The sequence below is a fragment of the Mycobacterium sp. E2699 genome (genome assembly GCF_001666745.1).
In the GTDB taxonomy this organism is placed as follows: Bacteria; Actinomycetota; Actinomycetes; order Mycobacteriales; family Mycobacteriaceae; genus Mycobacterium.
In genome coordinates this window covers 43653-69332 of record NZ_LZJH01000088.1, presented here as the reverse complement: position 1 = coordinate 69332, position 25680 = coordinate 43653, and the positions used below count along the sequence as shown (strand labels likewise).

At 69.5% G+C, this 25680-nt stretch carries 24 protein-coding genes and 2 tRNA genes; 6 read left to right on the top strand and 20 right to left on the bottom strand.

The window, feature by feature from the left end; translation table 11 throughout:
* Positions 1–91: 91 nt before the first annotated feature.
* Positions 92–604 (top strand): pyridoxamine 5'-phosphate oxidase family protein, encoded by a 513-nt coding sequence (locus A5696_RS15045; RefSeq protein WP_067880195.1) that lies wholly within the window; start codon positions 92–94, stop codon positions 602–604.
* A gap of 9 nt (positions 605–613) precedes the next feature.
* Here the strand turns inward: A5696_RS15045 and A5696_RS15040 are convergent.
* The 6 genes from A5696_RS15040 to serA form a co-directional block, all read right to left on the bottom strand.
* Positions 614–686 (bottom strand) — tRNA-Glu (locus A5696_RS15040).
* 72 nt (positions 687–758) lie between these two features.
* A tRNA-Gln gene (locus A5696_RS15035) sits at positions 759–830 on the bottom strand.
* Positions 831–933: 103 nt separating this feature from the next.
* Positions 934–2397 (bottom strand): glutamate--tRNA ligase, encoded by a 1464-nt coding sequence (gene gltX / locus A5696_RS15030; protein WP_082969030.1) that lies wholly within the window; start codon positions 2395–2397, stop codon positions 934–936.
* Positions 2394–3194, bottom strand: a complete 801-nt coding sequence (locus A5696_RS15025) for a fumarylacetoacetate hydrolase family protein (RefSeq protein ID WP_067880189.1) — start codon at positions 3192–3194, stop codon at positions 2394–2396. Before A5696_RS15025 ends, gltX begins: the two co-directional genes overlap by 4 nt.
* Before the next feature lie 188 nt (positions 3195–3382).
* Positions 3383–4393: a 3-isopropylmalate dehydrogenase gene (locus A5696_RS15020; protein ID WP_067880186.1), complete on the bottom strand. Its 1011-nt coding sequence runs from the start codon at positions 4391–4393 to the stop codon at positions 3383–3385.
* A gap of 49 nt (positions 4394–4442) precedes the next feature.
* Complete coding sequence (serA, locus tag A5696_RS15015; protein ID WP_067880184.1) at positions 4443–6029, bottom strand: phosphoglycerate dehydrogenase; 1587 nt, start codon at positions 6027–6029, stop codon at positions 4443–4445.
* A gap of 47 nt (positions 6030–6076) precedes the next feature.
* Between serA and A5696_RS15010 the strand changes: the two genes are divergently transcribed.
* Both A5696_RS15010 and wrbA read left to right on the top strand, forming a co-directional pair.
* The gene (locus A5696_RS15010; protein ID WP_067880577.1) at positions 6077–7498 is read left to right on the top strand and encodes an NAD(P)/FAD-dependent oxidoreductase; all 1422 of its coding nucleotides are present in this window, start codon (positions 6077–6079) and stop codon (positions 7496–7498) included.
* Positions 7495–8097, top strand: coding sequence for an NAD(P)H:quinone oxidoreductase (gene wrbA / locus A5696_RS15005; RefSeq protein ID WP_067880181.1), 603 nt, complete (start codon positions 7495–7497; stop codon positions 8095–8097). The genes A5696_RS15010 and wrbA overlap by 4 nt, the downstream gene beginning before the upstream one ends.
* Positions 8098–8157: 60 nt before the next feature.
* Here wrbA and ilvC read toward each other — a convergent pair whose 3' ends face one another.
* From ilvC to A5696_RS14990, 3 genes are read right to left on the bottom strand one after another with little or no spacing between them, the layout of a single operon-like run.
* Positions 8158–9159: a ketol-acid reductoisomerase gene (gene ilvC, locus A5696_RS15000; protein ID WP_082956329.1), complete on the bottom strand. Its 1002-nt coding sequence runs from the start codon at positions 9157–9159 to the stop codon at positions 8158–8160.
* A gap of 45 nt (positions 9160–9204) precedes the next feature.
* The gene (gene ilvN / locus A5696_RS14995) at positions 9205–9711 is read right to left on the bottom strand and encodes an acetolactate synthase small subunit (RefSeq protein WP_067880175.1); all 507 of its coding nucleotides are present in this window, start codon (positions 9709–9711) and stop codon (positions 9205–9207) included.
* On the bottom strand, positions 9711–11513 hold the full coding sequence (locus tag A5696_RS14990) for an acetolactate synthase large subunit (protein WP_369803355.1): 1803 nt from the start codon (positions 11511–11513) through the stop codon (positions 9711–9713). Before A5696_RS14990 ends, ilvN begins: the two co-directional genes overlap by 1 nt.
* A gap of 389 nt (positions 11514–11902) precedes the next feature.
* Between A5696_RS14990 and A5696_RS14985 the strand changes: the two genes are divergently transcribed.
* Positions 11903–12256, top strand: coding sequence for a PH domain-containing protein (locus A5696_RS14985; protein WP_067880576.1), 354 nt, complete (start codon positions 11903–11905; stop codon positions 12254–12256).
* Here A5696_RS14985 and A5696_RS14980 read toward each other — a convergent pair.
* Positions 12240–13091 (bottom strand): DoxX family membrane protein, encoded by an 852-nt coding sequence (locus A5696_RS14980; protein WP_067880169.1) that lies wholly within the window; start codon positions 13089–13091, stop codon positions 12240–12242. The two genes, A5696_RS14985 and A5696_RS14980, sit on opposite strands and share 17 nt — an antisense overlap.
* A gap of 229 nt (positions 13092–13320) precedes the next feature.
* Here A5696_RS14980 and A5696_RS14975 point away from each other — a divergent pair, with 229 nt between their 5' ends.
* Positions 13321–14442, top strand: coding sequence for a sorbosone dehydrogenase family protein (locus A5696_RS14975; RefSeq protein ID WP_067880166.1), 1122 nt, complete (start codon positions 13321–13323; stop codon positions 14440–14442).
* Here the strand turns inward: A5696_RS14975 and A5696_RS14970 are convergent.
* From A5696_RS14970 to gatC, 6 genes are all read right to left on the bottom strand, one after another.
* A complete protein-coding gene (locus A5696_RS14970) occupies positions 14439–14978 on the bottom strand; it encodes a flavin reductase family protein (protein ID WP_067880573.1) in 540 nt (179 codons plus the stop codon). The genes A5696_RS14975 and A5696_RS14970 overlap by 4 nt on opposite strands.
* A gap of 84 nt (positions 14979–15062) precedes the next feature.
* Positions 15063–16574, bottom strand: coding sequence for an Asp-tRNA(Asn)/Glu-tRNA(Gln) amidotransferase subunit GatB (gene gatB / locus A5696_RS14965; protein WP_067880163.1), 1512 nt, complete (start codon positions 16572–16574; stop codon positions 15063–15065).
* Between the two features lie 77 nt (positions 16575–16651).
* On the bottom strand, positions 16652–17803 hold the full coding sequence (locus A5696_RS14960; RefSeq protein ID WP_082956328.1) for a MinD/ParA family protein: 1152 nt from the start codon (positions 17801–17803) through the stop codon (positions 16652–16654).
* 136 nt (positions 17804–17939) lie between these two features.
* The gene (locus A5696_RS14955) at positions 17940–18971 is read right to left on the bottom strand and encodes an ATP-dependent 6-phosphofructokinase (RefSeq protein WP_067880158.1); all 1032 of its coding nucleotides are present in this window, start codon (positions 18969–18971) and stop codon (positions 17940–17942) included.
* A gap of 48 nt (positions 18972–19019) precedes the next feature.
* On the bottom strand, positions 19020–20507 hold the full coding sequence (gatA, locus tag A5696_RS14950) for an Asp-tRNA(Asn)/Glu-tRNA(Gln) amidotransferase subunit GatA (protein WP_067880155.1): 1488 nt from the start codon (positions 20505–20507) through the stop codon (positions 19020–19022).
* Positions 20504–20803, bottom strand: coding sequence for an Asp-tRNA(Asn)/Glu-tRNA(Gln) amidotransferase subunit GatC (gene gatC, locus A5696_RS14945; RefSeq protein WP_067880152.1), 300 nt, complete (start codon positions 20801–20803; stop codon positions 20504–20506). The genes gatA and gatC overlap by 4 nt, the downstream gene beginning before the upstream one ends.
* Positions 20804–20947: 144 nt before the next feature.
* Here gatC and A5696_RS14940 point away from each other — a divergent pair, with 144 nt between their 5' ends.
* Positions 20948–21604: an amino acid-binding protein gene (locus A5696_RS14940; RefSeq protein ID WP_156738406.1), complete on the top strand. Its 657-nt coding sequence runs from the start codon at positions 20948–20950 to the stop codon at positions 21602–21604.
* Between the two features lie 10 nt (positions 21605–21614).
* Here A5696_RS14940 and ligA read toward each other — a convergent pair whose 3' ends face one another.
* The 4 genes from ligA to A5696_RS14920 form a co-directional block, all read right to left on the bottom strand.
* Positions 21615–23693 carry an NAD-dependent DNA ligase LigA gene (gene ligA, locus A5696_RS14935; protein WP_067880146.1) on the bottom strand — a complete coding sequence of 693 codons (2079 nt, stop codon included), beginning with the start codon at positions 23691–23693 and terminating at the stop codon, positions 21615–21617.
* Positions 23694–23734: 41 nt separating this feature from the next.
* Positions 23735–24061, bottom strand: coding sequence for a helix-turn-helix transcriptional regulator (locus A5696_RS14930; RefSeq protein WP_067880144.1), 327 nt, complete (start codon positions 24059–24061; stop codon positions 23735–23737).
* The gene (locus tag A5696_RS14925; protein WP_067880140.1) at positions 24058–24555 is read right to left on the bottom strand and encodes an SRPBCC family protein; all 498 of its coding nucleotides are present in this window, start codon (positions 24553–24555) and stop codon (positions 24058–24060) included. Before A5696_RS14925 ends, A5696_RS14930 begins: the two co-directional genes overlap by 4 nt.
* A gap of 68 nt (positions 24556–24623) precedes the next feature.
* Positions 24624–25637, bottom strand: a complete 1014-nt coding sequence (locus tag A5696_RS14920) for a methionine synthase (protein ID WP_067880137.1) — start codon at positions 25635–25637, stop codon at positions 24624–24626.
* Between the last annotated feature and the right edge of the window lie 43 nt (positions 25638–25680).

Sequence of the window (25680 nt, the reverse complement as noted above, 5' to 3'; positions counted from 1 at the left end):
AGCAGACACAAAAGCCCCCGACACGCCGACGAAAACGGAGCTTTTGCGTCTGCTCGCGAGGAGCCGCAGCGGACCTGACACACTGACCGCCATGGGAACGAATCAGCGCGCGAGCATCGTCATGTCGGAGGACGAGATCGCCGATTTCGTCGTGAAGAGCCGCACCGGCACGCTGGCCACCGTCGGCCCCGACGGGCAGCCGCACCTGACCGCGATGTGGTACGCCGTCGTCGACGGCGAGATCTGGCTCGAGACCAAGGCCAAGTCGCAGAAGGCGGTCAACCTCAGCCGCGACCCCCGGGTGAGCTTTCTGATCGAGGACGGCGACACCTACGACACGCTGCGCGGGGTGTCCTTCGAGGGCGTCGCCGAGATCGTCGACGATCCGGACGTCGCGCACCGGGTCGGGGTCAGCGTGTTCGAGCGCTACACCGGCCCCTACACCGACGACATGAAGCCCTTCGTCGAGCAGATGATGAACAAGCGGGTCTGCGTGCGCATCGTGGGCCGCCGCGCCCGCTCGTGGGATCACCGCAAGCTCGGGTTGCCGCCCATGCCGGTGGGGGGATCGACGGCGCCGGCCGCGCTGCGGACCGGCCAGTAAAACGTGTTGTAGCCCCGATGGGATTCGAACCCACGCTACCGCCGTGAGAGGGCGGCGTCCTAGGCCGCTAGACGACGGGGCCAGAACCGATCCGAGCTGCCAGCATAGCTCACCCGGGAAGGCGCACCTAATCGCTGATCGTGCAGCGACCTTGCTGGGGTACCAGGACTCGAACCTAGAATGGCTGAACCAGAATCAGCTGTGTTGCCAATTACACCATACCCCATTGGCGGCCTAAAACCGCTGGTCACAACGGTTCTGCAGTGTCCTGCAGCCGGTGTGGCCAGCCGTAGCGGCCTTTGTGAACCGCAGTGCAGACTACCAAAAACTCAGACCGCATCGTCGCGCGCGGCCCGTAACCGCGCCAGGCTGCGGTCGCGGCCCAGCAGCTCCAGGGATTCGAACAACGGCGGGCTGATCGTCGTTCCCGTCGCCGCGACCCGGATCGGACCGAACGCCTTGCGTGGTTTGAGGCCCAGACCCTCGATGAGCGCGGCCTTGAGGGCGGCCTCGATTTCGCCGGTCGTCCAGTCCGCCACGCCGTCCAGCGCGGCCAGGGCCGCGTCCAGCACCGTGACGGCGTCCGGGCCGAGCTCCTTGCCGGCGGCCTTCGGATCGATCGCGTACTCGTCGTCGTTGAGGAACTTCAGCAGATCCCACGCGTCGCCGAGGACGACGATGCGGGTCTGCACCAGCTCGGCGGCCACGGCGAATCCGGCCTCGTCGAGCCCGGTGTCGTGGCCGTGCACAGCGAAGAAGTCCCGCAGCCTGGTGGCGAAGTCGCCGGCGTCCAGCATCCGGATGTGTTCGGCGTTCAGGGCGTCGGCCTTCTTCTGGTCGAAGCGGGCCGGGTTGGAATTGACGTCGACGACGTCGAAAGCGGCCACCATCTCGTCGAGGCTGAACAGGTCGTGATCATCGGCGATCGCCCAGCCCAGCAGCGCAAGGTAATTGAGCAAACCCTCGGGGATGAAGCCCCGGTCGCGGTGCGCGAACAGATTCGACTGCGGGTCGCGCTTGGAGAGCTTCTTGGTGCCCTCCCCCAATACCGTTGGCAAGTGCGCGAATTGCGGGGTTTGTTCGGCGATGCCGATCCGGATCAGCGCCTGATACAGCGCCAGCTGCCGCGGCGTCGAGGGCAGCAGGTCCTCGCCGCGCAGCACGTGGGTGATCTTCATCAGCGCGTCGTCGACCGGGTTCACCAAGGTGTACAAGAATTTTCCAGGTTCTCCGCTGGCGCGGGTCAGTGCGAAATCGGGCACGGTGCCCGCCGCGAAGGTCGTCGGCCCGCGCACCAGGTCGTCCCAGCCGACGTCTTCGTCGGGCATGCGCAGCCGCACCACCGGCTGACGTCCCTCGGCCAGATACGCCGCGCGCTGCGAGTCGGTCAGCTGCCGGTCGAAGTTGTCGTAGCCCAGCTTGGGATTGCGGCCCGCCGCGATGTGGCGCGCCTCGACCTCCTCCGGCGTCGAGAACGCGTAGTAGGCCTGTCCGGACTCGAGCAGCCTGGCCACCACGTCGCGATAGATCTCGCTGCGCTGCGACTGCCGGTACGGGCCGTAAGGCCCGCCGACCTCGGGCCCCTCGTCCCAGTCGAGGCCGAGCCAGCGCAGCGCGTCGAGCAGCGCCAGGTAGCTTTCCTCGGTGTCGCGCTGCGCGTCGGTGTCCTCGATACGAAAGACGAAGGTGCCGCCCGTGTGTCGGGCGTACGCCCAGTTGAACAGCGCGGTGCGGACCATCCCCACGTGTGGGGTGCCGGTCGGCGACGGGCAGAACCGGACGCGTACTGTCACGACTTTCCTTTTCGCACAACGGGATTGACGAGGCTTCCGATGCCCTCGATGGTGACCGAGACCGTGTCTCCGTCCTCGATGGGGCCGACGCCCGCCGGGGTTCCGGTGAGGATCAGATCGCCCGGCAGCAGGGTCATCACGGCCGAGGTCCACTCCACGATCGCGCCGACGTCGTGGATCATCAGCGAGGTCCGGCTGTGTTGTTTCACCTCGCCGTTGACCTCGGTGCGCAATTCGAGGTCCGCCGGATCGACATCGGTGACGATCCACGGTCCGACCGGGCAGAAGGTGTCATGGCCCTTGGCGCGGGTCCATTGGCCGTCCGCCTTTTGTTGGTCGCGCGCCGAGACGTCGTTGGCGGCCGTGTAGCCGAGGATGTTGTCGGCGGCCTGGGCGGCCGTGACGTCCTTGCACGGCCGGCCGATCACCGCGGCCAGCTCGCCCTCGAAGTGCACGGGTGAGGCGTTGGCGGGCAACCGAATCGGCGCATTGGGTCCGATGATCGCGGTGTTGGGTTTGAGGAAGATGATCGGATCCTCCGCAGCGGGGCCGGTTGCGAAACCGGCCATCTCCGCGATGTGGTCGGCGTAGTTCTTGCCGACGCAAACCACCTTGCCGGCCAGTATCGGCGCCAGCAGTCGCACGTCGGCCAGCGGCCAGGAGCGACCGGTGAAGTTCGGCGTGCCGAAGGGGTGCTCGGCGATCTCCCGCGCGACCATGCCGGCGGGATTGTCGAGTTCGCCCTCGATGCTGACGAAGGCGACACCGTCCGGACTGGCGATTCGACCAAGGCGCATTTGCCTGAGCCTAATGGTCGTTTTCCGCGCTACCGCGGCCGGTGTCAGCCCTGTGGAAACTGCCATTCGCGGTCGCCACTAAAGCACCGAGGGCGACCCGCTTCCCCCGGCCACGCCGCGCTCGCGGTCGCCACTAAAGCACCGAGGGCGACCCGCTTCCCCCGGCTACGCCGCGCTCGCGGTCGCCACTAAAGCGCGGCGGCGATCCGTTCGCCGACGGCGCTGGTGGCGAGCCGTTCCGTCCCGCGAGTCGCCAGGTGATGCTCGACCGCACGGTCCACCCGGGCGGCGGCCTCGTCCTCGCCGAGATGGGCGAGCAGCAGCGCCACCGACATGATCGCCGCGGTCGGGTCCGCGATGCCCTGACCGGCGATGTCAGGTGCGCTGCCGTGCACCGGCTCGAACATCGAGGGATTGGACCGGGTGGCGTCGATGTTTCCACTGGCGGCCAAGCCAATTCCGCCGCACACCGCCGCGGACAGGTCGGTGATGATGTCGCCGAACAGGTTGTCGGTGACGATCACGTCGAAGCGGCCGGGGTCGGTGACCATGAAGATGGTGGCCGCGTCGACGTGTTGGTACGCCACCTCGACGTCGGGATACTCGTCGGCGACCTCGGCGACGATCCGCGACCACAGCTTGCCCGCGAACGTCAGCACGTTGTTCTTGTGCACCAGCGTCACGTGTTTGCGCCGCTGCATCGCCCGCTGGAACGCGTACTGCACCACGCGGCGCACGCCGAACGCGGTGTTCAGGCTGACCTCGGTGGCCACTTCGTGGGGCGTTCCGGCGCGGATCGCACCGCCGTTACCGGTATAGGGCCCCTCGGTGCCCTCGCGGACGACGACGAAGTCGATCTCTGGGTTCCCCGCGAGCGGGCTGCTCACCCCCGGGTAGAGCCGGCCCGGTCGCAGGTTCACGTGGTGATCCAGTTCGAACCGCAAGCGCAGCAACAAACCTCGCTCCAGCACGCCGCTGGGCACCGACGGATCGCCGACCGCGCCGAGCAGGATGGCGTCGTGCTCGCGCAATTCGGCGAGCACCGAGTCCGGCAGCAGCTCGCCGGTGGCGTGGAAACGGCGCGCGCCGAGGTCGTAGCTCGTCTTCGCCACGCCCGGCACCACGGCGTCAAGGACCTTGACGGCCTCGGCCACCACCTCCGGCCCGATCCCGTCGCCGCCGATCACCGCCAACCTCATCGGCGCCGCTCCTTGTCCTCGCTTCGTTCCGCATCGTCGCCGGCTCGCCTCACGAGAGGTCAACCACCTCGAGCTTCTTGGCGCTCACCGCGGCCGCGATCGCCGCCCGCACATCCTCGGGCACGTCCTGGTCGAGGCGCAGCAGGATCGTCGCGAACGGACCCTCGGCGTCCTCGGACAGCTGGGCCGCATGGATGTTCACCCCGGCGCCGCCCAGCAGGGTGCCGATCTTGCCGAGCGCGCCCGGCTGGTCGACGTAGTGCACGATCAGGTTGGTGCCTTCGGCGCGCAGATCGAAGTGGCGACCGTTGATCTGCACGATCTTCTGCACCTGCTGCGGCCCGGCGAGCGTGCCGGCGACGTTGACGGCCGAACCGTCGTGGGTCACGGCCCGCACATCGACCACGCTTCGATAGTTGGGGCTTTCCGACGCCGTCGCGATCTCGGCGGAAACGCCGCGTTCGGCGGCGAGCGCCGGCGCGTTGACGAACGTGACCGGCCCCTCGACGACGGCCGAGAACAGCCCGCGCAGGGCCGAAAGCTTCAGCACCTCAACGTCTTCGGAAGCCAGCTCGCCGCGCACCTGCACCGACAGCGACACCGGCGGCCCGTCGGACAGGGTGGCGACCAGCACGCCGAGCTTGCGCGCCAGGTCCAGCCAGGGCGCCACCTCCTCGTTGACCACGCCGCCGCCGACGTTGACCGCGTCGGGCACGAACTCACCGGCCAGCGCCAGCCGCACGCTTTCGGCCACGTCGGTGCCGGCTCGGTCCTGGGCCTCGGCGGTGGACGCGCCCAGGTGCGGTGTGACCACCACCTGCGGGAGCTCGAAAAGCGGGCTGTCGGTGCAGGGTTCGGTCGAGAACACGTCGAGGCCGGCGGCCCGAACGTGCCCGCTGCCGATGGCCTCGGCCAGCGCCGCCTCGTCCACCAGGCCGCCACGCGCCGCGTTGACGATGATGACGCCCGGCTTGGTCTTCGCCAGCGCCTCCTTGTCGATCAGGCCCGCGGTCTCCGGTGTCTTCGGCAGGTGCACCGAGATGAAGTCGGCGCGGGCCAGCAGGTCGTCCAGGGGCAGCAACTCGATGCCGAGCTGCGCGGCCCGGGCCGGCGGCACGTACGGGTCGTAGGCGACCACGTGGGTGCCGAAGGCCGCTATCCGCTGGGCGAACAGCTGGCCGATCCGCCCCAGCCCGACGACACCGACGGTCTTGCCGAAGATCTCGGTGCCCGAAAATTTCGACCGTTTCCACGTGTGCTCCCGCAGCGTGGCGTCGGCCGCCGGGATCTGCCGCGCCGCGGACAGGAGCAGCGCCAACGCGTGTTCGGCGGCGCTGTGGATGTTCGACGTCGGGGCGTTGACCACCAGCACGCCGCGCTCGGTCGCGGCGTCCACGTCGACGTTGTCCAGCCCGACGCCGGCGCGGGCGACGATCTTCAGCTTGGGGGCGGCGGCCAGCACCTCGGCGTCGACCGTGGTGGCCGAGCGCACCAGCAGCGCGTCGGCCTCGGGCACGGCCGCCAGCAGCTTCGGCCGGTCGGGCCCGTCGACCCAGCGCACCTCGACCTGGTCCCCCAGGGCGGCGACGGTTGATTCGGCGAGTTTGTCGGCAATGAGTACAACAGGCAGATTCACGCGGCCAGCCTATCGGCTGTAATTGACCGGTGGACGTGACCTCGCACGTGACCATCGTCGGGAGCGGACCCAACGGGCTCACCGCGGCCGTCATCTGCGCCCGCGCGGGGCTGAAAGTGCACGTCGTCGAGGCCCAGCCGACCTTCGGAGGCGGCGCGCGCACGGCGGCTGACATCGGATTCCCAGAAGTTTCACACGACGTGTGCTCGGCGGTTCACCCGCTGGCGCTGGCGTCGCCGTTCTTCGCGGCGTTCGACCTGCCCGCGCGCGGCGTGCGGCTGGCGGTCCAGGAGATCTCCTACGCCAACCCGCTGCCCGGCCGCCCGGCCGCGATCGCCTACCGCGATCTCGGGCGCACCTGCGCGGAGCTGGAGCGCGGCGCGTCCTGGCGGCGGCTGCTGGGCCCGCTGGTCGAGCGCTCCGAAGACGTCGTGGGGTTGCTGTTGGGCGACAAGCGTTCGGTGCCGCGCTCTTTGCCGTCGGCGTTGCGGCTCGGACTGCGGATGGTGGCGCAGGGGACGCCCGCCTGGGGGTCGCTGGCCGGGCCGGACGCCCGCGCGTTGTTCACCGGCGTTGCCGCGCATGTGATTTCGCGGATGCCGTCGCTGACGGCCGCCGGCGCCGGCCTCATGCTGGCTACGCTCGCCCATTCGGTCGGCTGGCCGATCCCGGTCGGCGGCAGCCAGGCGATCACCGATGCGCTGATCGCCGACCTGCGCGCGCACGGCGGCGAACTCACGGCCGGTGTCGAAGTCACCGGGCCGCCAGAGGGGGTCGTCGCGTTCGACACCGCACCCACCGCCCTGCTGCGGATCTACGGTGACGCACTTCCGGACCGCTACGCCACGGCGTTGCGCCACTACACGTTCGGACCCGGGGTCGCCAAGGTCGATTTCGTGCTCAGCGAGGACATCCCGTGGTCGGACCCGCGGCTGGCGCGGGCGCCGACCCTGCATCTCGGCGGCACCCGCGAGCAGATGGCACAGGCCGAGGCCGACATCGCCGCCGGGCGCCACGCGCGGTGGCCGATGGTGCTGGCCGCGTCGCCGCACGTCGCCGACCCCGACCGCATCGACCTCGCGGGCCGCCGCCCGTTCTGGACCTACGCCCACGTGCCGTCGGGCTCCACCCTCGACGCGACCGAGGCCGTCACCGCCGCCGTCGAGCGGTTCGCGCCCGGCTTCCGCGACATCGTGCTGGCCGCGCGCGCCGTACCCGCCGCCCGGATGTCCGACCACAACGCCAACTACGTCGGCGGCGACATCGGGATGGGCGGCAACTCCGCCCGGCGCGCGATCGCCGGCCCGACGCCGCGGGTAAACCCATGGAGCACACCCATTCCCAAGGTGTACCTGTGCTCGGCGGCAACCCCGCCCGGCGGCGGCGTGCACGGCATGTCCGGTTACTACGCCGCGCGCACGTTGCTGCGCCGCGAATTCGGGCTCGACATGCCTACGCTGACCCCATGACCAAACTCGCGATCATCTACTACTCGGCCACCGGTCACGGCACCGCGATGGCCCGGCGCGTCGCCGCGGCGGCCGAGGCCGCGGGGGCGGAGGTGCGGCTGCGCCACGTCGCCGAAACCCAGGACCCGGGTTCGTTCGCGCACAACCCGGCGTGGACCGCGAATTACGAAGCCACCAAGGGCCTCCCGGCGGCCACCGGCGACGACATCGTGTGGGCCGACGCGGTGATCTTCGGCTCGCCGACCCGCTTCGGTTCGCCCGCCGCGCAATTGCGCGCCTTCCTCGACTCGCTGGGCGGGCTGTGGGCCGAAGGCAAGCTCGCCGACAAGGTCTATGCGGGCTTCACGTCGTCGAACACGCTGCACGGCGGCCAGGAGACCACCCTGGTGGCCCTCTACGTCACCCTGATGCATTTCGGCGGCATCATCGTGCCGCCGGGATACACCGATCCGGTCAAGTTCGTCGACGGCAACCCGTACGGGGTGAGCCTGGTGGCCACCCACGACAACATCCACGAGTTTGACGAGGCGACCAACAACGCGCTGGACCACTTGGCCCGCCGGGTGGTGGCTGTCGCCGACCGGCTCCGCGACACGTAAACGTTTGCGACGACACGCCGAAAACGGTCGCAAAGGTTTACGTTTCGGCGCAGCCGATCCCTATGCCGTTTCCGTGATCGGGCGGTCCACCCAGCTCATCAGGTCGCGCAACCGCTTGCCGACGACCTCGATCGGGTGCTCGGCGTTCTGCTTGCGCAACTGCTCGAGTTCCTTGTTGCCGCCCTCGACGTTGGCGACGAGCTTGCGGGTGAAGGTGCCGTCCTGAATCTCGCGCAGGATCTCCCGCATCCGATCCCTGGTGCCCTCGTCGATGACGCGCGGGCCCGACAGGTACCCGCCGAACTCCGCGGTGTCGGACACCGAGTAGTTCATCCGGGCGATGCCGCCCTCGTACATCAGGTCGACGATCAGCTTGAGCTCGTGCAGCACCTCGAAGTACGCCATCTCCGGCGGATAGCCCGCCTCGACCATGATGTCGAAGCCCGCCTTCACCAATTCCTCTGTGCCACCGCACAACACGGCCTGCTCACCGAACAGATCGGTTTCGGTCTCGTCCTTGAAGGTGGTCTTGATGACGCCGGCCCGGGTGCCGCCGATGGCCTTCGCGTAGGACAGCGCCAGCGCCTCGCCCTGCCCCGTCGGGTCCTGGTCGACGGCGATCAGGCACGGCACACCCTTGCCGTCGACGAACTGGCGGCGCACCAGGTGGCCGGGCCCCTTGGGGGCGACCATCGCCACGGTGACGTCGGCGGGGGGCTTGATCAGGTCGAAGTGGATGTTGAGCCCGTGGCCGAAAAACAAGGCGTCGCCGGCCTTCAGGTTGGGCTCGATGTCGTTTTTGAAGATGTCGGCCTGGGCGGTGTCGGGGGCCAGCAGCATGATGACGTCGGCCCACTTGGCGACCTCGGCCGGCGTGTCGACGTCCAGGCCCTGCTCTTGGACCTTGGCCCGGGACTTCGAGCCCTCCTTGAGCCCGACGCGCACCTGCACGCCGGAGTCGCGCAGGCTCAGCGAGTGCGCGTGCCCCTGGCTGCCGTATCCGATGACGCCGACCTTGCGGCCCTGGATGATCGTCAGGTCCGCGTCGTCGTCGTAGAACATCTCTAATGCCACGATTGAATATCTCCTCGCTTGTTCAGGGGTCTGCTACTTGGCGGTGCCGATGCCGCGCGGACCGCGCGACAGCGACACCATTCCGGATTGCGCGATCTCGCGGATGCCGAAGGGCTCCAGCACGCGCAGGAACGCCTCGATCTTGCCGCGGTCACCGGTGGCCTCGATGGTCAGCGATTCCGGTGACACGTCAATCACCTTGGCGCGGAACAGGTTCACCGCCTCGATCACCTGGCTGCGGGTGCCGGCGTCGGCCCGCACCTTGATCATCGCCAGCTCACGGGACACCGAGCCGTCCTCGTCCTGCTCGATGATCTTGATCACGTTGATCAGCTTGTTGAGCTGCTTGGTGATCTGCTCGAGCGGAGTCTCCTCGGCGGAGACCACGATGGTCATCCGCGACATGTCCTTCTGCTCGGTCGCGCCGACGGCCAGCGACTCGATGTTGAAGCCCCGCCGGGAGAACAGCGCCGCCACCCGGGCGAGCACACCGGGTTTGTCCTCGACCAGCACCGACAGGGTGTGCGTTTTCGCGTGCATCAGGCGTGCCCTTCGGTCTCGTCGTCGAACAGCGGGCGAATGCCGCGCGCGGCCTGGATCTCGTCGTTGCTGGTGCCCGCGGCCACCATCGGCCACACCTGCGCGTCGGCGCCGACGATGAAGTCGATCACCACGGGGCGGTCGTTGATCGCCCGGGCCGCCTGGATCACGTCGACCACGTCTTCCTCGCGCTCGCAACGCAATCCGACGCACCCCAGCGCCTCGGCCAGCTTCACGAAGTCGGGGATCCGGTGCGAGTGGGTGGCCAGGTCGGTCTGCGAGTAACGCTCCTGGTAGAACAGCGTCTGCCACTGGCGCACCATGCCCAGGTTGCCGTTGTTGATCAGCGCCACCTTGATCGGTGCGCCCTCGATCGCGCAGGTGGCCAGCTCCTGGTTGGTCATCTGGAAGCAGCCGTCCCCGTCGATCGCCCACACCTCGGCGTCCGGGCGGGCGATCTTGGCGCCCATGGCCGCCGGGATGGCGAACCCCATGGTGCCCAGCCCGCCGGAATTCAGCCAGGTGCGCGGCTTCTCGTAGGAGATGAACTGCGCGGCCCACATCTGGTGCTGACCCACCCCGGCGACGTAGACGGCATCCGGGCCGGCGATCTCGCCGAGCTTCTCGATCACGTACTCGGGGCTCAGGCTGCCGTCGCTCTGCGGGCCGTAGCTCAGCGGGTAGGTGGACTGGACGCTGCGCAGATACGCCCACCAGTCGGTCAGCTCGAGGTCTTTGGGCACGTCGTGGTGGCGCAGCATCGCGATGAGCTCGGTGATGACGGCCTTGACGTCGCCGACGATCGGCACGTCGGCGTGCCGGTTCTTGCCGATCTCGGCCGGGTCGATGTCGGCGTGGATGACCTTCGCCTCCGGGGCGAACGAGTCCAGCTTTCCGGTCACCCGGTCGTCGAACCGGGTGCCCAACGCGATCAGCAGGTCGCTGCGCTGCAGCGCCGCCACCGCGGCCACCGTGCCGTGCATGCCGGGCATGCCCAGGTTCTGCGGATGGCTGTCCGGGAACGCGCCGCGGGCCATCAGCGTGGTGACCACGGGGATGCCGGTCAGGTCGGCCAGTTCGCGCAGCTGCTCGGTCGCCTCGCCGCGGATGACCCCGCCCCCGACGTAGAGCACCGGTTTGCGCGCGGTCGCGATCAGCTTGGCGGCCTCGCGGATCTGCCGGTTGTGCGGCTTGGTGTTCGGCTTGTAGCCGGGCAGGTCCATGCGGGGCGGCCAGCTGAAAGTGCACTGGCCCTGCAGCACGTCCTTGGGGATGTCGACGAGCACCGCGCCCGGGCGTCCCGAGCGCGCGATGTGGAACGCCTCGGCGATCACCCGTGGAATCTCGTCGCCCGACCGCACCAGAAAGTTGTGCTTGGTGATCGGCATCGTGATGCCCGAGATGTCGGCCTCCTGGAAGGCGTCGGTGCCGATCAGGCCGCGCCCGACCTGCCCGGTGATGGCGACGACGGGGATCGAGTCCATCTGGGCGTCGGCCAGCGGGGTGACCAGGTTGGTGGCGCCCGGACCCGACGTCGCCATGCACACGCCGACCTTGCCGGTGGCGTGCGCGTATCCGCTGGCGGCGTGACCGGCACCCTGCTCGTGACGAACGAGCACGTGGCGCAGCTTTTTCGAGTCGAACAGCGGGTCGTACACCGGCAGCACGGCGCCGCCGGGAATCCCGAAGATCACTTCGACGTCGAGTTCCTCCAGCGACCGAATCACCGACTGGGCCCCGGTAAGTTGCTCGGGCCCAACGCGTTTCGGTGCGGTCGCCGGCGTCTTTGCGGCCGGTTTCACCGCGTCGGTGGCGACGCCGGCCGCGTCAGGCGGCCGGGGTGATTGTGGCTTGGTGGGTGCGCTCACTGTCGTCCTCGCCCTCTTGTCCCGTCTGTTCACGCTTCGCGTTATGTTTCGTTGCCGCGCAAGAAAAAACCCCCGTCAGCTCGGCTGCTGAACGAGGGTTGCGCGTTGGTGCTGGATTGCTGCGAATGCCGAAGAGCAGTCAGCCACCAACGCGCTGACTAAGTACTACGAGCATTCCGGGCTTTCCGGCGGTATCCATAGCGTCCGACGGTAGCCTTCGCACAGCTCAGGAGTCAAATCCGGGCCCCGTCGGCCGCGCGGGCCTGCGGTGAAATGATGCTCTGGTGGCTACCGATTCCCCCGTGGTGATCAAGGTGTCGCCGATGGCCCACTTCGCCGTCGGATTCTTCACCCTGGGCCTGCTGATACCGGTGCTGGCCTGGCCGGTGACCGCGCCGCTGCTGATCATCCCGGTGGTGTTGTCCGCGTTGATAGTCCGGCTGCGCACGGTCGCCGACGCGGACGGCGTGACCGTCCGGACCCTGTTCGGCAGCCGGACGGTGCGCTGGGACGAGGTCGAGGGGCTGCGCTTCCATCGCGGCTCCTGGGCGCGGGCCAGGCTGAAAAGCGGGGCGGAGCTGCGCCTGCCCGCGGTCACCTTCGCGACACTGCCGCAGCTGACCGAGGCCAGCTCGGGGCGGGTGCCCAACCCCTATGATGTCAGGCGATCGGGTTGACCCCGTTGAGCAGCACCCACACCGCGATCCCGGCGGCGATGCCGGCCAGCAGGGCGACGAACGACCCGATGAAGGGCCGGTGCGCCCAACCCCGGTTGGCGTCCAGGCCGTAGCGGCCCGGCCCGCACAGGATGACCGCGGCGGCCAGGACGATCAGCGTGATCTGGTATTCGTGGCCCTGCGGCAGGAAATACGAGAAGGCGTGTGAACGGGAGCCGCCCGACACGGTGGCCAGCAGCTCATTGATCAGGAACGCCAGCGCGCCCGCCGCGGCCACCGGGGTGAACAGGCCCAGGATCAGCAACAGCCCCGCCGCGATCTCACCGCCCGCGCTGACGTAGGCCAGGATGTCGGCGTGGTGGTAGCCGACGTCGGACAGCGAATTCCGCAGACCGGCCAGTCCCCCGCCGCCCCACCAGCCGAACAGCTTCTGCAGCCCGTGGGCCACCAGCACCACGCCCAGCCCGACCCGCAACACCAGCAAACCCAGGTGCTGGGTTCCGCGCCGTCCTACCTCGCGGTGCCTGGTGTCGGGCGCCGCATCGATCTGCGCCGGCTCGGTGGCCGAGATCGGCGCCGCCTGGATCGACTGCGGCTGGACGTAGGGCAGGGGTTCCTGCTGGTCGAGCAGGTGATATCCGCTCACGCCCGGCCCGGCGTGCTGGCTGGGGTCCTGGTAGGGGATGACCGTGGTGGTTCCGAAATCGCCCGGGTACCCGACTGGCGTCAGGTCATCCTCGGGGTCGACCAGGCGCGCGGAGGCGGGGCGCCCGGGGATTGGCTCCGGGGTTTCGCCCGGCCGCTGCCAAGGTGCGTCATTCGATTGACTGGTCACGCGTGTCAGGGTAAGGGCAAATTGGCCCGAATCGGGGATTTGAGCGGCGCTTTCGCCGGTTAGTCCGCCAAATCGCCCCCAATTGGCCCCAAATCGCCATTCCGGCGGTCCGCCGAGCTCGTCCCAGCGGCCGAAACGGGGAAAATCGGCGCTCCACCGGCACAGCTTGCGGAACCGGACGGGGCCCGCGTGTGGCGGCACCGCCCGCACAGTCCGTAGCCTGTCGGTCATGCGGATACGGGGCTCGGTTCGCGGCGCGCTCGCCGCGTTCTCCGCTGTGGTGCTGGTCGCGAGCGGGTGCGCGCGGTTCAACGACGCCCAGTCCCAACCGTTCACCACCAACCCCGAACTCAAGCCGCAGCCGAGCTCGACGCCTCCCCCGCCGCCCCCGCTCCCGCCGACGCCGTTCCCCAAGGCGTGCCCTGCCCCGGGGGTCATGCAGGGCTGCCTGGAGAGCACCAGCGGCCTGATCATGGGGCCGGACAGCAAAACCGCGTTGGTCGCCGAGCGCACCACCGGCGCCGTCAAGGACATCTCGGTCAGCGCCGAGCCGAAGGTGAAGACCGTCATCCCCGTCGACCCGTCCGGTGACGGCGGCCTGATGGACATCGTGCTCTCGCCGACCTACCAGCAGGACCGGCTGATGTACGCCTACATCAGCACGCCCACCGACAACCGGGTGATCCGGGTGGCCGACGGGGACATCCCGAAGGACATCCTGACCGGGATCCCCAAGGGCGCCACCGGCAACACCGGGGCGTTGATCTTCACCAGCCCCACGACGCTCGTCGTGATGACCGGCGACGCCGGCAATCCGGCGATGGCCGCCGACCCCAAGTCCCTGGCCGGGAAGGTGCTGCGCATCGAACAGCCGACCACCATCGGTCAGGCGCCGCCGACGACCGCGCTGTCCGGCGTCGGCTCCGGCGGCGGGATGTGCATCGACCCCGTCGACGGTTCGCTGTACGTCGCCGACCGCACCCCCACCGCGGATCGCTTGCAGCGCATCACCAAGACCTCGGAGGTCTCCACGGTGTGGACATGGCCCGACAAGCCGGGCGTGGCCGGGTGCGCGGCGATGGACGGGACCGTGCTGGTGAACCTGATCAACACCAAGCTGACGGTCGCTGTGCGGCTCGCGCCGTCGACCGGCGCCGTCACCGGCGAACCCGACGTCGTCCGCAAGGACACCCACGCCCACGCGTGGGCGCTGCGGATGTCGCCGGACGGAAACGTCTGGGGCGCAACGGTCAACAAGACCGCCGGGGACGCCGAGAAACTCGACGACGTGGTGTTCCCGCTGTTCCCGCAGGGCGGCGGCTTCCCGCGGAACAACGACGACAAGACCTAAACGGGCCCGTCGAGGGTGAACCTGATGCCGTATTTGCGCGGCTCGGCCGACGGCTTGTGCAGGACGAACCGTTCCGGCGCCTCGTGGCCGGGTTCGAGGTCGTCGAGATCGGACAGGTACAGCACGTCCTCGTAGGATTCGGGCGCCCACCCGCCGACGGGTTCCACGATGTAGCCCACGTGATCGCCGATGTCGATCCAATACGCGGTGCGCCCGACGAACCATGCGATCGCCTCGTCGAGTATCGGCATCCCGCGGGGGCCGGCGCGCCACGAGCAGCGAGCGAATTTGTCGGCCTGGTCGTCCGCGTCGTTCTCGAACAGCTCGGCCAGGACAACCTGGTGTTGCGCCAGCACGTGCACCGCCAGGTGCTCGGATGAGCGCGCCGCCTCGCAGGCGCCGCTGCTGCGCGGGATCGCGACCATGAAGCTCGGGGGCTGGACGCTGGTCTGGGTGGCGAAACTGATCAGGCAACCGGACGGCTGACCGTCGGCCTGGGTGGTCACGATGAACACCGGACCGTCCAGCATCGCCATCACGTCGTCGAACACATCACCATCATCGGTCCGCGCGACGCATTTTTAAAACACTATTTCCGCGGGGTCGGCCGGCGCCCGCGGTCAGCCCTGACCGCAGGCCGCCAGGACGAGTTCGCGCACCCGCGCCGCGTCGGCCTGCCCGCGCGTCGCCTTCATCACCGCACCGACGATCGCGCCGGCCGCCGCCACCTTGCCGCCGCGGATCTTTTCGGCGACATCGGGATTGGCGGCCAGGGCCTCGTCGACGGCGGCCTGGGTCACCGAGTCGTCGCGCACCAGCGCCAGGCCGCGCGCCGTCATCACCTGCTCCGGTTCGCCCTCCCCGGCGAGCACGCCCTCGACCACCTGGCGGGCCAACTTGTTCGACAGCTTGCCCTCGTCGACCAGTGCGATCACCGCGGCGACCTGGGCCGGGGTGATGGCCAGCTCGTCCAGATCGATGCCCTCCTGATTGGCCTTCTGCACCAAGAAGTTTCCCCACCAGGCGCGCGCCTGTTCGCTCGGCGCGCCGTGCTTGACGGTCTCGATGACCAGATCGACGGCGCCGGCGTTGACGAGGTCCCGCATCACCTCGTCGGAGACGCCCCACTCCTGCTGAATTCGCTTGCGGCTCAACCAGGGAAGCTCGGGGATGGTCTGCCGCAATTGCTCGACGAGCTCGCGGCTGGGCGCGACGGGCTCCAGGTCGGGCTCGGGGAAGTAGCGATAGTCCTCGGCCGTCTCCTTGGTGCGGCCCGGGCTGGTGTAGCCGGATTCGTGAAAGTGCCTGGTTTCCTGGATGATCCGGCCGCCGGATGCCAGGACCGCGCCCTGGCGCTGCATTTCGTAGCGCACGGCGACCTCGACGCTTTTCAGCGAGTTGACGTTCTTGGTCTCGGTCCGGGTGCCGAACTCGGCCGTTCCCGTCGGCATCAGCGACACGTTGGCGTCACACCGCATCGAGCCCTGGTCCATCCGGACATCGGAAACGTCCAACGCGCGCAACAGATCTCGCAGCGCGGTCACGTAAGCCCGGGCGATCTGCGGGGCTCGGGCCCCGGCGCCGACGATCGGCTTGGTGACGATTTCGATCAGCGGCACGCCTGCGCGGTTGTAGTCGATCAGCGACGTCGTCGCCCCGTGGATGCGTCCGGTCTCGCTGCCCAGGTGGGTGAGCTTGCCGGTGTCCTCTTCCATGTGCGCCCGCTCGATCTCCACCCGCCAGGTGCTGCCATCCTCCAGGGGCGCGTCCAGGTAGCCGTTGACCGCGATCGGCTCGTCGTACTGCGAAATCTGGTAGTTCTTCGGCATGTCGGGGTAGAAGTAGTTCTTCCGCGCGAAGCGACACCAGGGCACGATCTCGCAATTCAGCGCCAGCCCGATCCGAATCGCCGCCCGGACCGCGGCCTCGTTGAGCACCGGCAGCGAACCGGGCAGCCCGAGGCACACCGGGCAGACCTGGGTGTTGGGCTCGGCGCCGAACGCGGTGGCGCAGCCGCAGAACATCTTGGTCGCGGTGGACAGCTCGACGTGCACCTCGAGGCCGAGCACCGGGTCAAAGCGCGCGATGACCTCGTCGTACTCCATCAGGTCGGCGCCGGCGGCAACACTCATGACGTCGATCGTAGCGAGGGCGAGGCCGGCCGCCGCGGGTCACCACCCGACAGGAGCGACGGAAGATAGGGCGGCGCTCAGCACCGGCGCGGCGTCCGGCTTGCCCCCAATCGGAGGTTTCGCGGCGCACCCTGCTCGCCGAACATGTCGGCGATCGTGGCCGCCATCTCCAGGTAGCTGCGCCTGCTTTCCTTGCTCAGACGATCCAGACCGATCTCCTTGCCGTCATGCACGTGCCGATCGAACGGCAGCACGACGGTCGCCGCGACGCGGGCGGACAACTGCTCGAGCTCCTTGGCGGCCACCACGCCGACCTTGCCGGCCTCGACGTGGTTGATGGCGAGCACGGTCGACTTCATCAATCGCTGATAGCCGTTGTTGCGCAACAAGTCCAGCGTGGTTCTGGTCTTCCGGATGGCATCGATGGACGTGCTGGTGACCACCACGAGGGCCCGCGACTCCGGCAGCACGGTGTCCATCACCGCCGAGTTCACCGCCTTGACGCAGTCCACCAACACCACCGAATAGTGCTTGCGCAGAATCGAAAACGCGGTGACGACGTCGTGGGGGTCGAGCCGCCAGTCGGTGTGCGTATAGTCCGGCAGCCCGAGCACCTCGAGCCCGAAGCTGTTTTTGTAGGTGTGCGCGCGCACCTCGGAATATTGCGCGGCGCCGCCGTTCAGCAGGAGGTCGGCCAGGCTCAGCGGGTTGCGGCGGCCGTGGCGCTCCGCCAGGTCGCCGGCGTCGATGTCCACCGCGATGACCCGGTCGTCGCGCACCGCGGCGAAGGTCGAGCCCAGCGCCTCGACCACCACGGTCTTGCCCACGCCACCCTTGAGGTTGAGGACGGCGACGGGAAATGCAGCGGCGACGGGCGTGCGGATTCGATCCCGCAACTGTTGTTCGTATGTCGACTCCTTGCCCGGCCCCAGGTTGATTCCGGTGAGCCGGCGGATCAATTCTCGCCAGCTGAACGGTGCGGAGTCTTCGATCGGCTGCTCATCGAGGCTGTCGAGCGCGGTCCCGCCCACCGTGAGCTCGGGACGACGCCTCGGTGGGACACGCCGCGCCGGTGCGGGCTTGGTGGGCGGGGGCTGCGGCACCGTGGGCGACGCCGGGTCGTCCTCGACCCGCCAGCCCGCCGGCCGCGGACGGTCGGGCGGAACCGGGCGTCCCGCCGGCGCAGCAGGCTGCCGAATGAATCCGCGATTCGAACCGCGGTTGCTCATAACCAACGGTATAACCGCTTTGACCGGGCAGAAAACCACGAAAACGGCCGTGACCAGCCGTGAGCTGCTCCCTTCCGCGGCAAATTCAGGCGGTCGTCAATTCCGGGCCACCAGATGTTCGCAAGCGGGTGGCCGGTTAGCCGAAAAAGGCCGCGGCGTCGTCGTAGCGGCTTTCGGGCACCAGCTTGAGCTGGCGGGTGGCGTCCGCCAGCGGCACCCGGCCGATGTCCTGCCCGCGCAGCGAGACCATCTGGCCGTACTCCCCCGCGTGGGCGGCGTCGGCCGCGTTGACGCCGAACCGGGTCGCGAGCACCCGGTCGTAGGCCGTCGGAGTGCCGCCCCGCTGGACATGGCCAAGCACGGTCACCCGGACCTCCTTGTTGATCCGTTTCTCGACCTCGGCGCCCAGCTGCGCGGCAACACCGGTGAAGCGCTCGTGGCCGAACTCGTCGATTCCGCCCTCGCGCAAGCCCATTGAGCCGGCAAGCGGTTTGGCGCCCTCGGCGACCACGCAGATGAAGTGCGAATCCCCGCGCTGGAAGCGGCGTTTGACCAGCCGGCACACCTCCTCGACGTCGAAGGGCTGCTCCGGGATCAACGTCATGTGCGCGCCGGACGCCAGCCCGGCGTTCAGCGCGATCCAGCCGGCATGGCGGCCCATCACCTCGACCAGCATCACCCGCTGATGCGATTCGGCCGTGCTGTGCAACCGATCGATGGCGTCGGTGGCCACGGTCAACGCGGTGTCGTGGCCGAAAGTCACATCCGTGCAATCGATGTCGTTGTCGATGGTCTTCGGCACACCGATGACGGGAACGTTTTCTTCCGACAGCCAATGCGCGGCCGTCAGCGTGCCCTCGCCACCGATCGGGATCAGCACGTCGATGCCGTTGTCGTCGAGGGTCTGCTTGATCTGGCTCAGCCCGGCGCGCAGCTTGTCGGGGTGCACGCGCGCGGTGCCCAGCATCGTGCCGCCCTTGGCCAGCAGGCGGTCGTTGCGGTCGTCGTTCTGCAGCTGGATGCGCCGGTTCTCCAGCAGCCCGCGCCACCCGTCCTGGAATCCGACCACCGACGAGCCGTACCGCGAGTCGCAGGTGCGCACCACCGCACGGATGACGGCGTTGAGCCCGGGGCAGTCGCCGCCCCCGGTGAGAATTCCGATCCGCATCCTGTTATCTTGCCTGGCCGGCCCGGCGATGGGGCGCCTAACTCTCGACTAGACGGTCGGCGGAGCGGGCAACGCCCCGCGGGCCGCCTCGTAGGCGGCGCCCACCCGGTACAGGCGGTCGTCAGCCAGCGCGGGCGCCATGATCTGCAGCCCGACCGGCAGGTCGTCGTCCGGGGACAGCCCCGCGGGCACCGACATGCCGCAGTGGCCGGCCAGGTTCAGCGGCAGCGTGCACAGGTCGAACAGGTACATGGCCAGCGGGTCGTCGACCTTCTCGCCGAGCGGGAACGCGGTGGTCGGGGTCGCGGGCGACACCAGCACGTCGACGGATTCGTAGGCCCGGTCGAGGTCGCGGGCGATCAGCGTGCGGACCTTCTGCGCCTGGTTGTAGTAGGCGTCGTAGTAGCCGGCCGACAGCGCGTAGGTGCCGATCATGATGCGCCGCTTGACCTCCGGCCCGAAGCCGGCGGCGCGGGTCAGCGCCATGACCTCCTCGGCGCTGTGGCTGCCGTCGTCGCCGACCCGCAACCCGTAGCGCATCGCGTCGAAGCGGGCCAGGTTGCTCGACACCTCGGACGGCAGGATCAGGTAGTAGGCGGCCAGCGCGTGATCGAAATGCGGGCAGTCGACTTCTCCGACCTCCGCACCCAGCGCGGTCAACCGCTCGACGGCGGCCTCGAACGACGCGAGCACCCCCGGCTGGTAGCCCTCGCCGCGCAGCTGCTTGACGACGCCGATGCGCACCCCCTTGAGGTCACCGGTCGCGCCGGCCCTGGCGGCGCCGACGACGTCGGGCACCGCGGCCTCGACGGAGGTCGAGTCGCGGGCGTCGTGCCCGGCGATCACCTGGTGCAGCAGGGCCGTGTCCAGCACGGTGCGCGCGCACGGCCCGCCCTGATCCAGCGACGACGCGCACGCGACCAGCCCGTAGCGGGACACCGTGCCGTAGGTGGGCTTGACGCCGACGGTCGCGGTCAGCGCGGCCGGCTGGCGGATGGAGCCCCCGGTGTCGGTGCCGATGGCCAGCGGTGCCTGGAACGCGGCCAGCGCCGCCGCACTGCCGCCGCCGGAGCCGCCGGGCACCCGGTCGAGGTTCCACGGGTTGCGGGTGGGCCCGTAGGCGGAGTTCTCGGTCGAGCTGCCCATCGCGAACTCGTCCATGTTGGTCTTGCCCAGGATCGGGATGCCGGCGGCGCGCAGCCGCGCGGTGACCGTCGCGTCGTAGGGGGAACGCCAGCCCTCGAGGATCTTGGAGCCGCAGGTGGTGGGCATGTCGACGGTGGTGAACACGTCCTTGAGCGCCAGTGGGACCCCGGCCAGCGCCGACGGCAGCCGCTCGCCGGCGGCCACCGCCTTGTCGACGGCGGCCGCGGCGGCCAGCGCCTCGTCTGGCGCCACGTGCAGAAACGCGTGGTACCGGTCGTCGGTCGCCTCGATCCGGTCCAGACAGGCCCGGGTGATCTCGGTGGAAGAAAGCTCGCCGGCGGCGATCCGGGCGGCCAGCGCCGCGGCGTCGGAGTGGACGATCTCGGTCACTCGGCGTCCCCCAGGATCTGCGGCACGGCGAAGCGGCCGTCGACGGCTTCGGGGGCTTGCGCCAGCGCCTCGGCCTGCGTCAGGCAGGGTGTCGTCACGTCGGGACGCGTGACGTTGACGTCCTTCAGGGGATTGTCGGTCGGCTCGACGCCGGTGACGTCGACGGCCTGAATCTGGCTGACGTGGGTCAGGATGGCGTCGAGTTGGCCGGCGAAGCTGTCCAGCTCGCCATCGGTCAGCGCCAGCCTGGCAAGCCGGGCCAGGTGCGCCACGTCGTCGCGGGAGATCTGAGACACGACTGGAAAGCCTATCCAGATGGTCGCGACCCGCTGCGCCCGGCTTCGCCGCGCTTGCGATCGCTGCTACCGGGCGCCCGGGACCGCCGCGCAGTCAGGTTCGCCGAAATGTCGTGGATACATGGCTGTGCGACAGTGTTGGCCGTGCCGTCGTATCTGTTGCGCATCGAGCTGGCCGACCGCCCGGGCAGCCTGGGCTCGCTCGCGGTGGCGCTCGGCTCGGTCGGCGCCGACATCCTGTCGCTGGACGTGGTGGAGCGCAGCTCGGGTTATGCGATCGACGACCTGGTCATCGAGCTGCCGCCGGGGGCGATGCCGGACCGGCTGATCACCGCCGCCGAGTCGCTGCCCAACGTCCGGGTGGACAGCGTCCGGCCGCACACCGGGCTGCTGGAGGCCCACCGCGAGCTGGAGCTCCTCGACCATGTCGCCGCCGCCGGCGACAACGCCGCGCGGCTGCAGGTCCTCGCCGACGAGGCGCCCAGGGTGCTGCGGGTCAGCTGGTGCACGGTGTTGCGGGATTCCGCCGGCGACCTCGAGCGCCTCGCCGGCAGCCCGGGCGCTCCCGAAACCAAGGCCGATTCCGCCCCCTGGCTGCCGATCGAGCGCGCCGGAACGCTCGACAGCACGGGCGAGTGGGTGCCGCCGGCATGGCGCGACATGGACATCGCGATGGTCGCCGCTCCGCTGGGCGACCCGCACACGGCGGTGGTGCTGGGCCGACCGCGCCCGGAATTCCGGCCGTCCGAGGTCGCCCGGCTGGGCTACCTGGCCGGGATCGTCGCAACGATGCTGCGGTGAGCCCCGGCTGTCACTCCGCGCCCTTCGGCGGGCCCTCGGCCAACAAGTTTCGGAAGCCGTCCTCGTCGAGGATCGGCACGCCGAGTTCCACCGCCTTGTCGTATTTGGATCCGGGCGCGTCCCCGGCGACGACGTAGTCTGTCTTCTTCGACACCGAACCCGCGGCCTTGCCGCCGCGCGACACGATCGCCTCCTTGGCGTCGTCACGGGAGAAGCCGGTCAGCGAACCGGTGACCACGATGGTCAGGCCCTCCAGCGTGCGCGGCACGCTCGCGTCGCGTTCGTCGGCCATCCGCACCCCGGCCGCCCGCCACTTGTCGACGATCGCGCGGTGCCAGTCGACGGTGAACCATTCGGTGACCGCGGCGGCGATCGTGGGGCCGACACCCTCGACGGCGGCCAGCTGCTCGGTGGACGCCGCCTCGATGGCCTCGAGGTTCCCGAACTCGGTGGCCAGCGCGCGGGCGGCCGTCGGGCCGACGTGCCGGATCGACAGCGCCACCAGCACCCGCCACAGCGGCTGCGCCTTGGCTTTATCCAAGTTGGCCAGCAGTCGCTTGCCGTTGGCGGACAACTCACCGGCCTTCGTCCGGAACAATTCGGTGCGCAGCAGGTCGTCCTCGGTGAGGGTGAACAGGTCCCCCTCGTCGGCGATCACGCCAGCCTTGAGCAAGGCAATGGCGGCCTCGTAACCGAGTCCCTCGATGTCCAGCGCGCCGCGGCCGGCGACGTGAAACACCCGCTCCCGCAACTGCGCCGGGCAGGACCGGGCGTTGGGGCAGCGGATGTCGGCGTCACCCTCTTTCGCGGGTGCGAGGGGGGTGCCGCATTCGGGACACGTTGCAGGCATGACGAATTCACGCTCAGAGCCGTCGCGCAGGTCGACGACGGGACCCAGGACCTCCGGGATCACGTCGCCGGCCTTGCGGATCATCACCGTGTCGCCGATCAAGACGCCCTTGCGCTTGACCTCCGCGGCGTTGTGCAGGGTGGCCAGCCCCACCGTCGACCCGGCCACCTTGACCGGTGTCATGAACGCGAACGGGGTGACGCGTCCGGTGCGACCAACGTTGACCCGGATGTCGAGCAGCTTCGTCTGCGCTTCCTGGGGCGGGTATTTGTAGGCGACGGCCCACCGCGGCGCACGGGATGTCGAGCCAAGCCGGCGCTGCAACCCGAACTCGTCGACTTTGACGACGACGCCGTCGATTTCGTGGTCGATGTCGTAGCGGTGCTCGCCCCAAAACCTGATCCGATCCTCCACGGCGCCCACCCCGCGCACCCGTGTCGTCTGCTCTGCCACCGGGAGCCCCCAGGCGTGCAGCGCCGTGTAGGCCTGGTGCAGGGTCTTCGGGGCGAATCCTTCGGTGCGGCCGATGCCGTGGCAGATCATCCGGAGCTTGCGCCGCGCGGTGACGGCCGGATTCTTCTGGCGCAGCGAGCCGGCCGCGCTGTTGCGCGGGTTGGCGAACGGTGCCTTGCCCTCGTCGACCAGGCTGGCATTGAGCGCCTCGAAATCGGCCAGCAGGAAAAAGACCTCGCCGCGCACCTCGAGCAGGGTCGGAATCGCGAAGTGGTCATTGACCGTCAGCCGCTCGGGTACGTCTTCGATGGTGCGCGCGTTCAGCGTCACATCCTCGCCGACTCGACCGTCGCCGCGTGTCGCGGCGCGCTCCAACCGGCCCTCGCGGTACACCAGCGACAGCGCCACCCCGTCAACCTTGAGCTCGCACAGGTAGTAGGGGTCGCGGCCGATCTCGTTTTCGACTCGATTGCTCCAGGCGAGCAACTCGTCGCGGTCGAACACGTCGTCCAGGCTCAGCATCCGCTCGAGGTGCTCGGCCTCGGTGAAATCGGTGGCGAAGCCAGCCCCGCCGACCAGCTGCGTCGGCGAGTCGGCCACCCGAAGCTCCGGATACCGATCCTCCAGCGCGGCGAGCTCCTTGAACATCCTGTCGAACTCGGCGTCGGAGATGATCGGCGCGTCTTTGATGTAGTAGCGGAACTGATGCTCCCGGACCTCGTCGGCCAGTTCCTGCCACTGCCTCCGGACGTCCGGCGACACCGAATCAGCTTCTGCTGAGCTCACCCTGGCAGGTTATCCGAGGACGCCGACACGGCCCCGGCGCGTCACTGCCCCTCCACGTAAGCCCGCAACCGGTCCACCGCGGCGTCCCAGCGGCGCGACAACTGCGTGAGGTAGTCGCTGGCCTGGGCCAGCGGCTCGGTCCGCACGGTCCAGACGCGCTCGCGACCCCGTCGGCTGCTGGCGACCAGCCCGGCCCTCTCCAGCAGCTGCAGGTGCTTGCTGGCCGCCTGCCGGGTGACCGGAATGACCTCGGTGACTTGCGAAGTCGAGCTCGGACCGAGGTCGCAGAGCCGGACGATGATCCGCAGCCGATTGGGGTCCCCGAGCGCACTGAAGAGGGGGTACAGCGGCGCCCCGACCGCGTTCATACGCGGGCGTCCGCCAGATACCTGCGCACCAGGTCGGTTTGGATGGCCCAGCCCTCGGAGTTGGACTCGAACGCCGTCGAGCGACGCGCCGCGGGGATGGCGTCGAAGCCGGATTCGGTGATGGTGAGCAGCACGCCGTCGGGCGTCTCGGCGAGGACGAACTCGACCAGCGTGGTGGGCTCCTGGTCTTGGCCGTCTTGGGGGTCCGGGTCGCCGGGGCACGGACGCCAGCGGTAGGCGAACCGCCGCCGCGGTTCGACGGCGACGATCTGCCACGTTGTCGTCACCCCGGCGTGCGGCTCCTGGCGCTTGGCGACCTGCTCGTCGACGGTGGTCGGGGTGATGGTCGCGGTGACGGACTCGCCGGCCACGAATGGCCCGTCGAAGCGGACCCCGAACCAGCGACCGAACTCCTCGGCGTCGGTGATGGCCCGCCACACCCGGTCCAGCGGCGCGCGCAACACGACTTGCTTCTCGATGCGATCAGTGCTCATATGCAACCTCCTGGTTGCGTATGAGTCCATCACGGCAGCGCGCAAAATGCAACCTTCTGGTTGCATGACTAGATGGCGTCGGGGTCCTCCGCGAACGCCTCGGCGGCCTTGCGGGCGAGCCCGATCGCCGCGCGGGCCCATTCGGGCGTCGCCGAGGCCAGCCCGCACGTCGGTGTGACGCCGATGCGATCGCGCAGCGCCGAACGCCCGAAGCCCAGCCGATCGGTCACCGAAACCACGGCCGCGGCCACCTCTTCGACCGAGGGCCGACGCTGCGGCGCGCCGGCCTCGACGACGCCGAGCATGACGGCACGACCCGATTCGACGAACGCGGCGACTCCGTCCAGATCCGCCGCCCGCAGCGTGCTCGCGTCCACCGAGACGGCGCCGATCGCGCTGCGCCGCAACAGATCCCACGGCAGCCCGGGGCCGCAGCTGTGCAACAGCGCCTCGGCGCCCGCGCCCGCGGCGCAGGTGTCCAGCAGCGCGCCGGCGACGGCCTCGTCGAGCGCGGCGACCGGGCTCAGCGCCGTCACCCCGGTCAGTCGCCCGCCCAGCGCCGACGGCAGCGACGGCTCGTCGAACTGCACGACCACCGGTGTGTCGAGCCGCCGGGCCAGCGCCGCGCGGTGCGCGCCGACGCCCTCGGCCAGCGACGCCGCCAGGTCGCGCACGGCGCCGGGGTCGGTGATGGCCCGGTGCCCGTTGGCCAGCTCGAGCCCGGCGGCGAGCGTGATCGGCCCCGGAGCCTGCACCTTGACCACGCGTCCGGTGCCGCGCAAGCCCGCCGCCTCCCAGGCCTCCTCCAGCGCGTCCATGTCCTCGTCGAGGAGGCTGACCGCGCGGCGCGTCACCGCGCCGGGCCGGGTGGCGATGCGGTAGCCGCGCGGCACCGTGTCGATGGCGACGTCGATCAGCAGCGCGCCGGCCCGGCCCAGTAGGTCGGCGCCCACTCCCCTGGCGGGCAACTCGACGACGTGGGCCAGCGCGTCCGCCAACTCGCCGACCACGACCTCGGCGGCCGGGCGGGCCGCGGTGCCCGGCCAGGACCCGATGCCACTGGCGGTCGCGAAAACACTCACCGGCCAACCGTATTCGACGTCGTATCGCGCGCCGGTCGCCAGG

Coding starts and splice junctions, on each gene's coding strand:
- A5696_RS15025 (WP_067880189.1), bottom strand. CDS start 3,194: ATGCGCCTTGGTCGAATCGCCAGTCCGGACGGTGTCGCCTTCGTCAGC.
- A5696_RS14985 (WP_067880576.1), top strand. CDS start 11,903: ATGGCCCACTTCGCCGTCGGATTCTTCACCCTGGGCCTGCTGATACCG.
- A5696_RS14975 (WP_067880166.1), top strand. CDS start 13,321: ATGCGGATACGGGGCTCGGTTCGCGGCGCGCTCGCCGCGTTCTCCGCT.
- A5696_RS14925 (WP_067880140.1), bottom strand. CDS start 24,555: ATGAGCACTGATCGCATCGAGAAGCAAGTCGTGTTGCGCGCGCCGCTG.
- A5696_RS15045 (WP_067880195.1), top strand. CDS start 92: ATGGGAACGAATCAGCGCGCGAGCATCGTCATGTCGGAGGACGAGATC.
- wrbA (WP_067880181.1), top strand. CDS start 7,495: ATGACCAAACTCGCGATCATCTACTACTCGGCCACCGGTCACGGCACC.
- A5696_RS14970 (WP_067880573.1), bottom strand. CDS start 14,978: ATGGCGATGCTGGACGGTCCGGTGTTCATCGTGACCACCCAGGCCGAC.
- A5696_RS15020 (WP_067880186.1), bottom strand. CDS start 4,393: ATGAGGTTGGCGGTGATCGGCGGCGACGGGATCGGGCCGGAGGTGGTG.
- ilvC (WP_082956329.1), bottom strand. CDS start 9,159: ATGTTCTACGACGACGACGCGGACCTGACGATCATCCAGGGCCGCAAG.
- ilvN (WP_067880175.1), bottom strand. CDS start 9,711: ATGCACGCGAAAACGCACACCCTGTCGGTGCTGGTCGAGGACAAACCC.
- A5696_RS14955 (WP_067880158.1), bottom strand. CDS start 18,971: ATGCGGATCGGAATTCTCACCGGGGGCGGCGACTGCCCCGGGCTCAAC.
- gatB (WP_067880163.1), bottom strand. CDS start 16,574: ATGAGTGTTGCCGCCGGCGCCGACCTGATGGAGTACGACGAGGTCATC.
- A5696_RS14960 (WP_082956328.1), bottom strand. CDS start 17,803: ATGAGCAACCGCGGTTCGAATCGCGGATTCATTCGGCAGCCTGCTGCG.
- A5696_RS14930 (WP_067880144.1), bottom strand. CDS start 24,061: ATGAACGCGGTCGGGGCGCCGCTGTACCCCCTCTTCAGTGCGCTCGGG.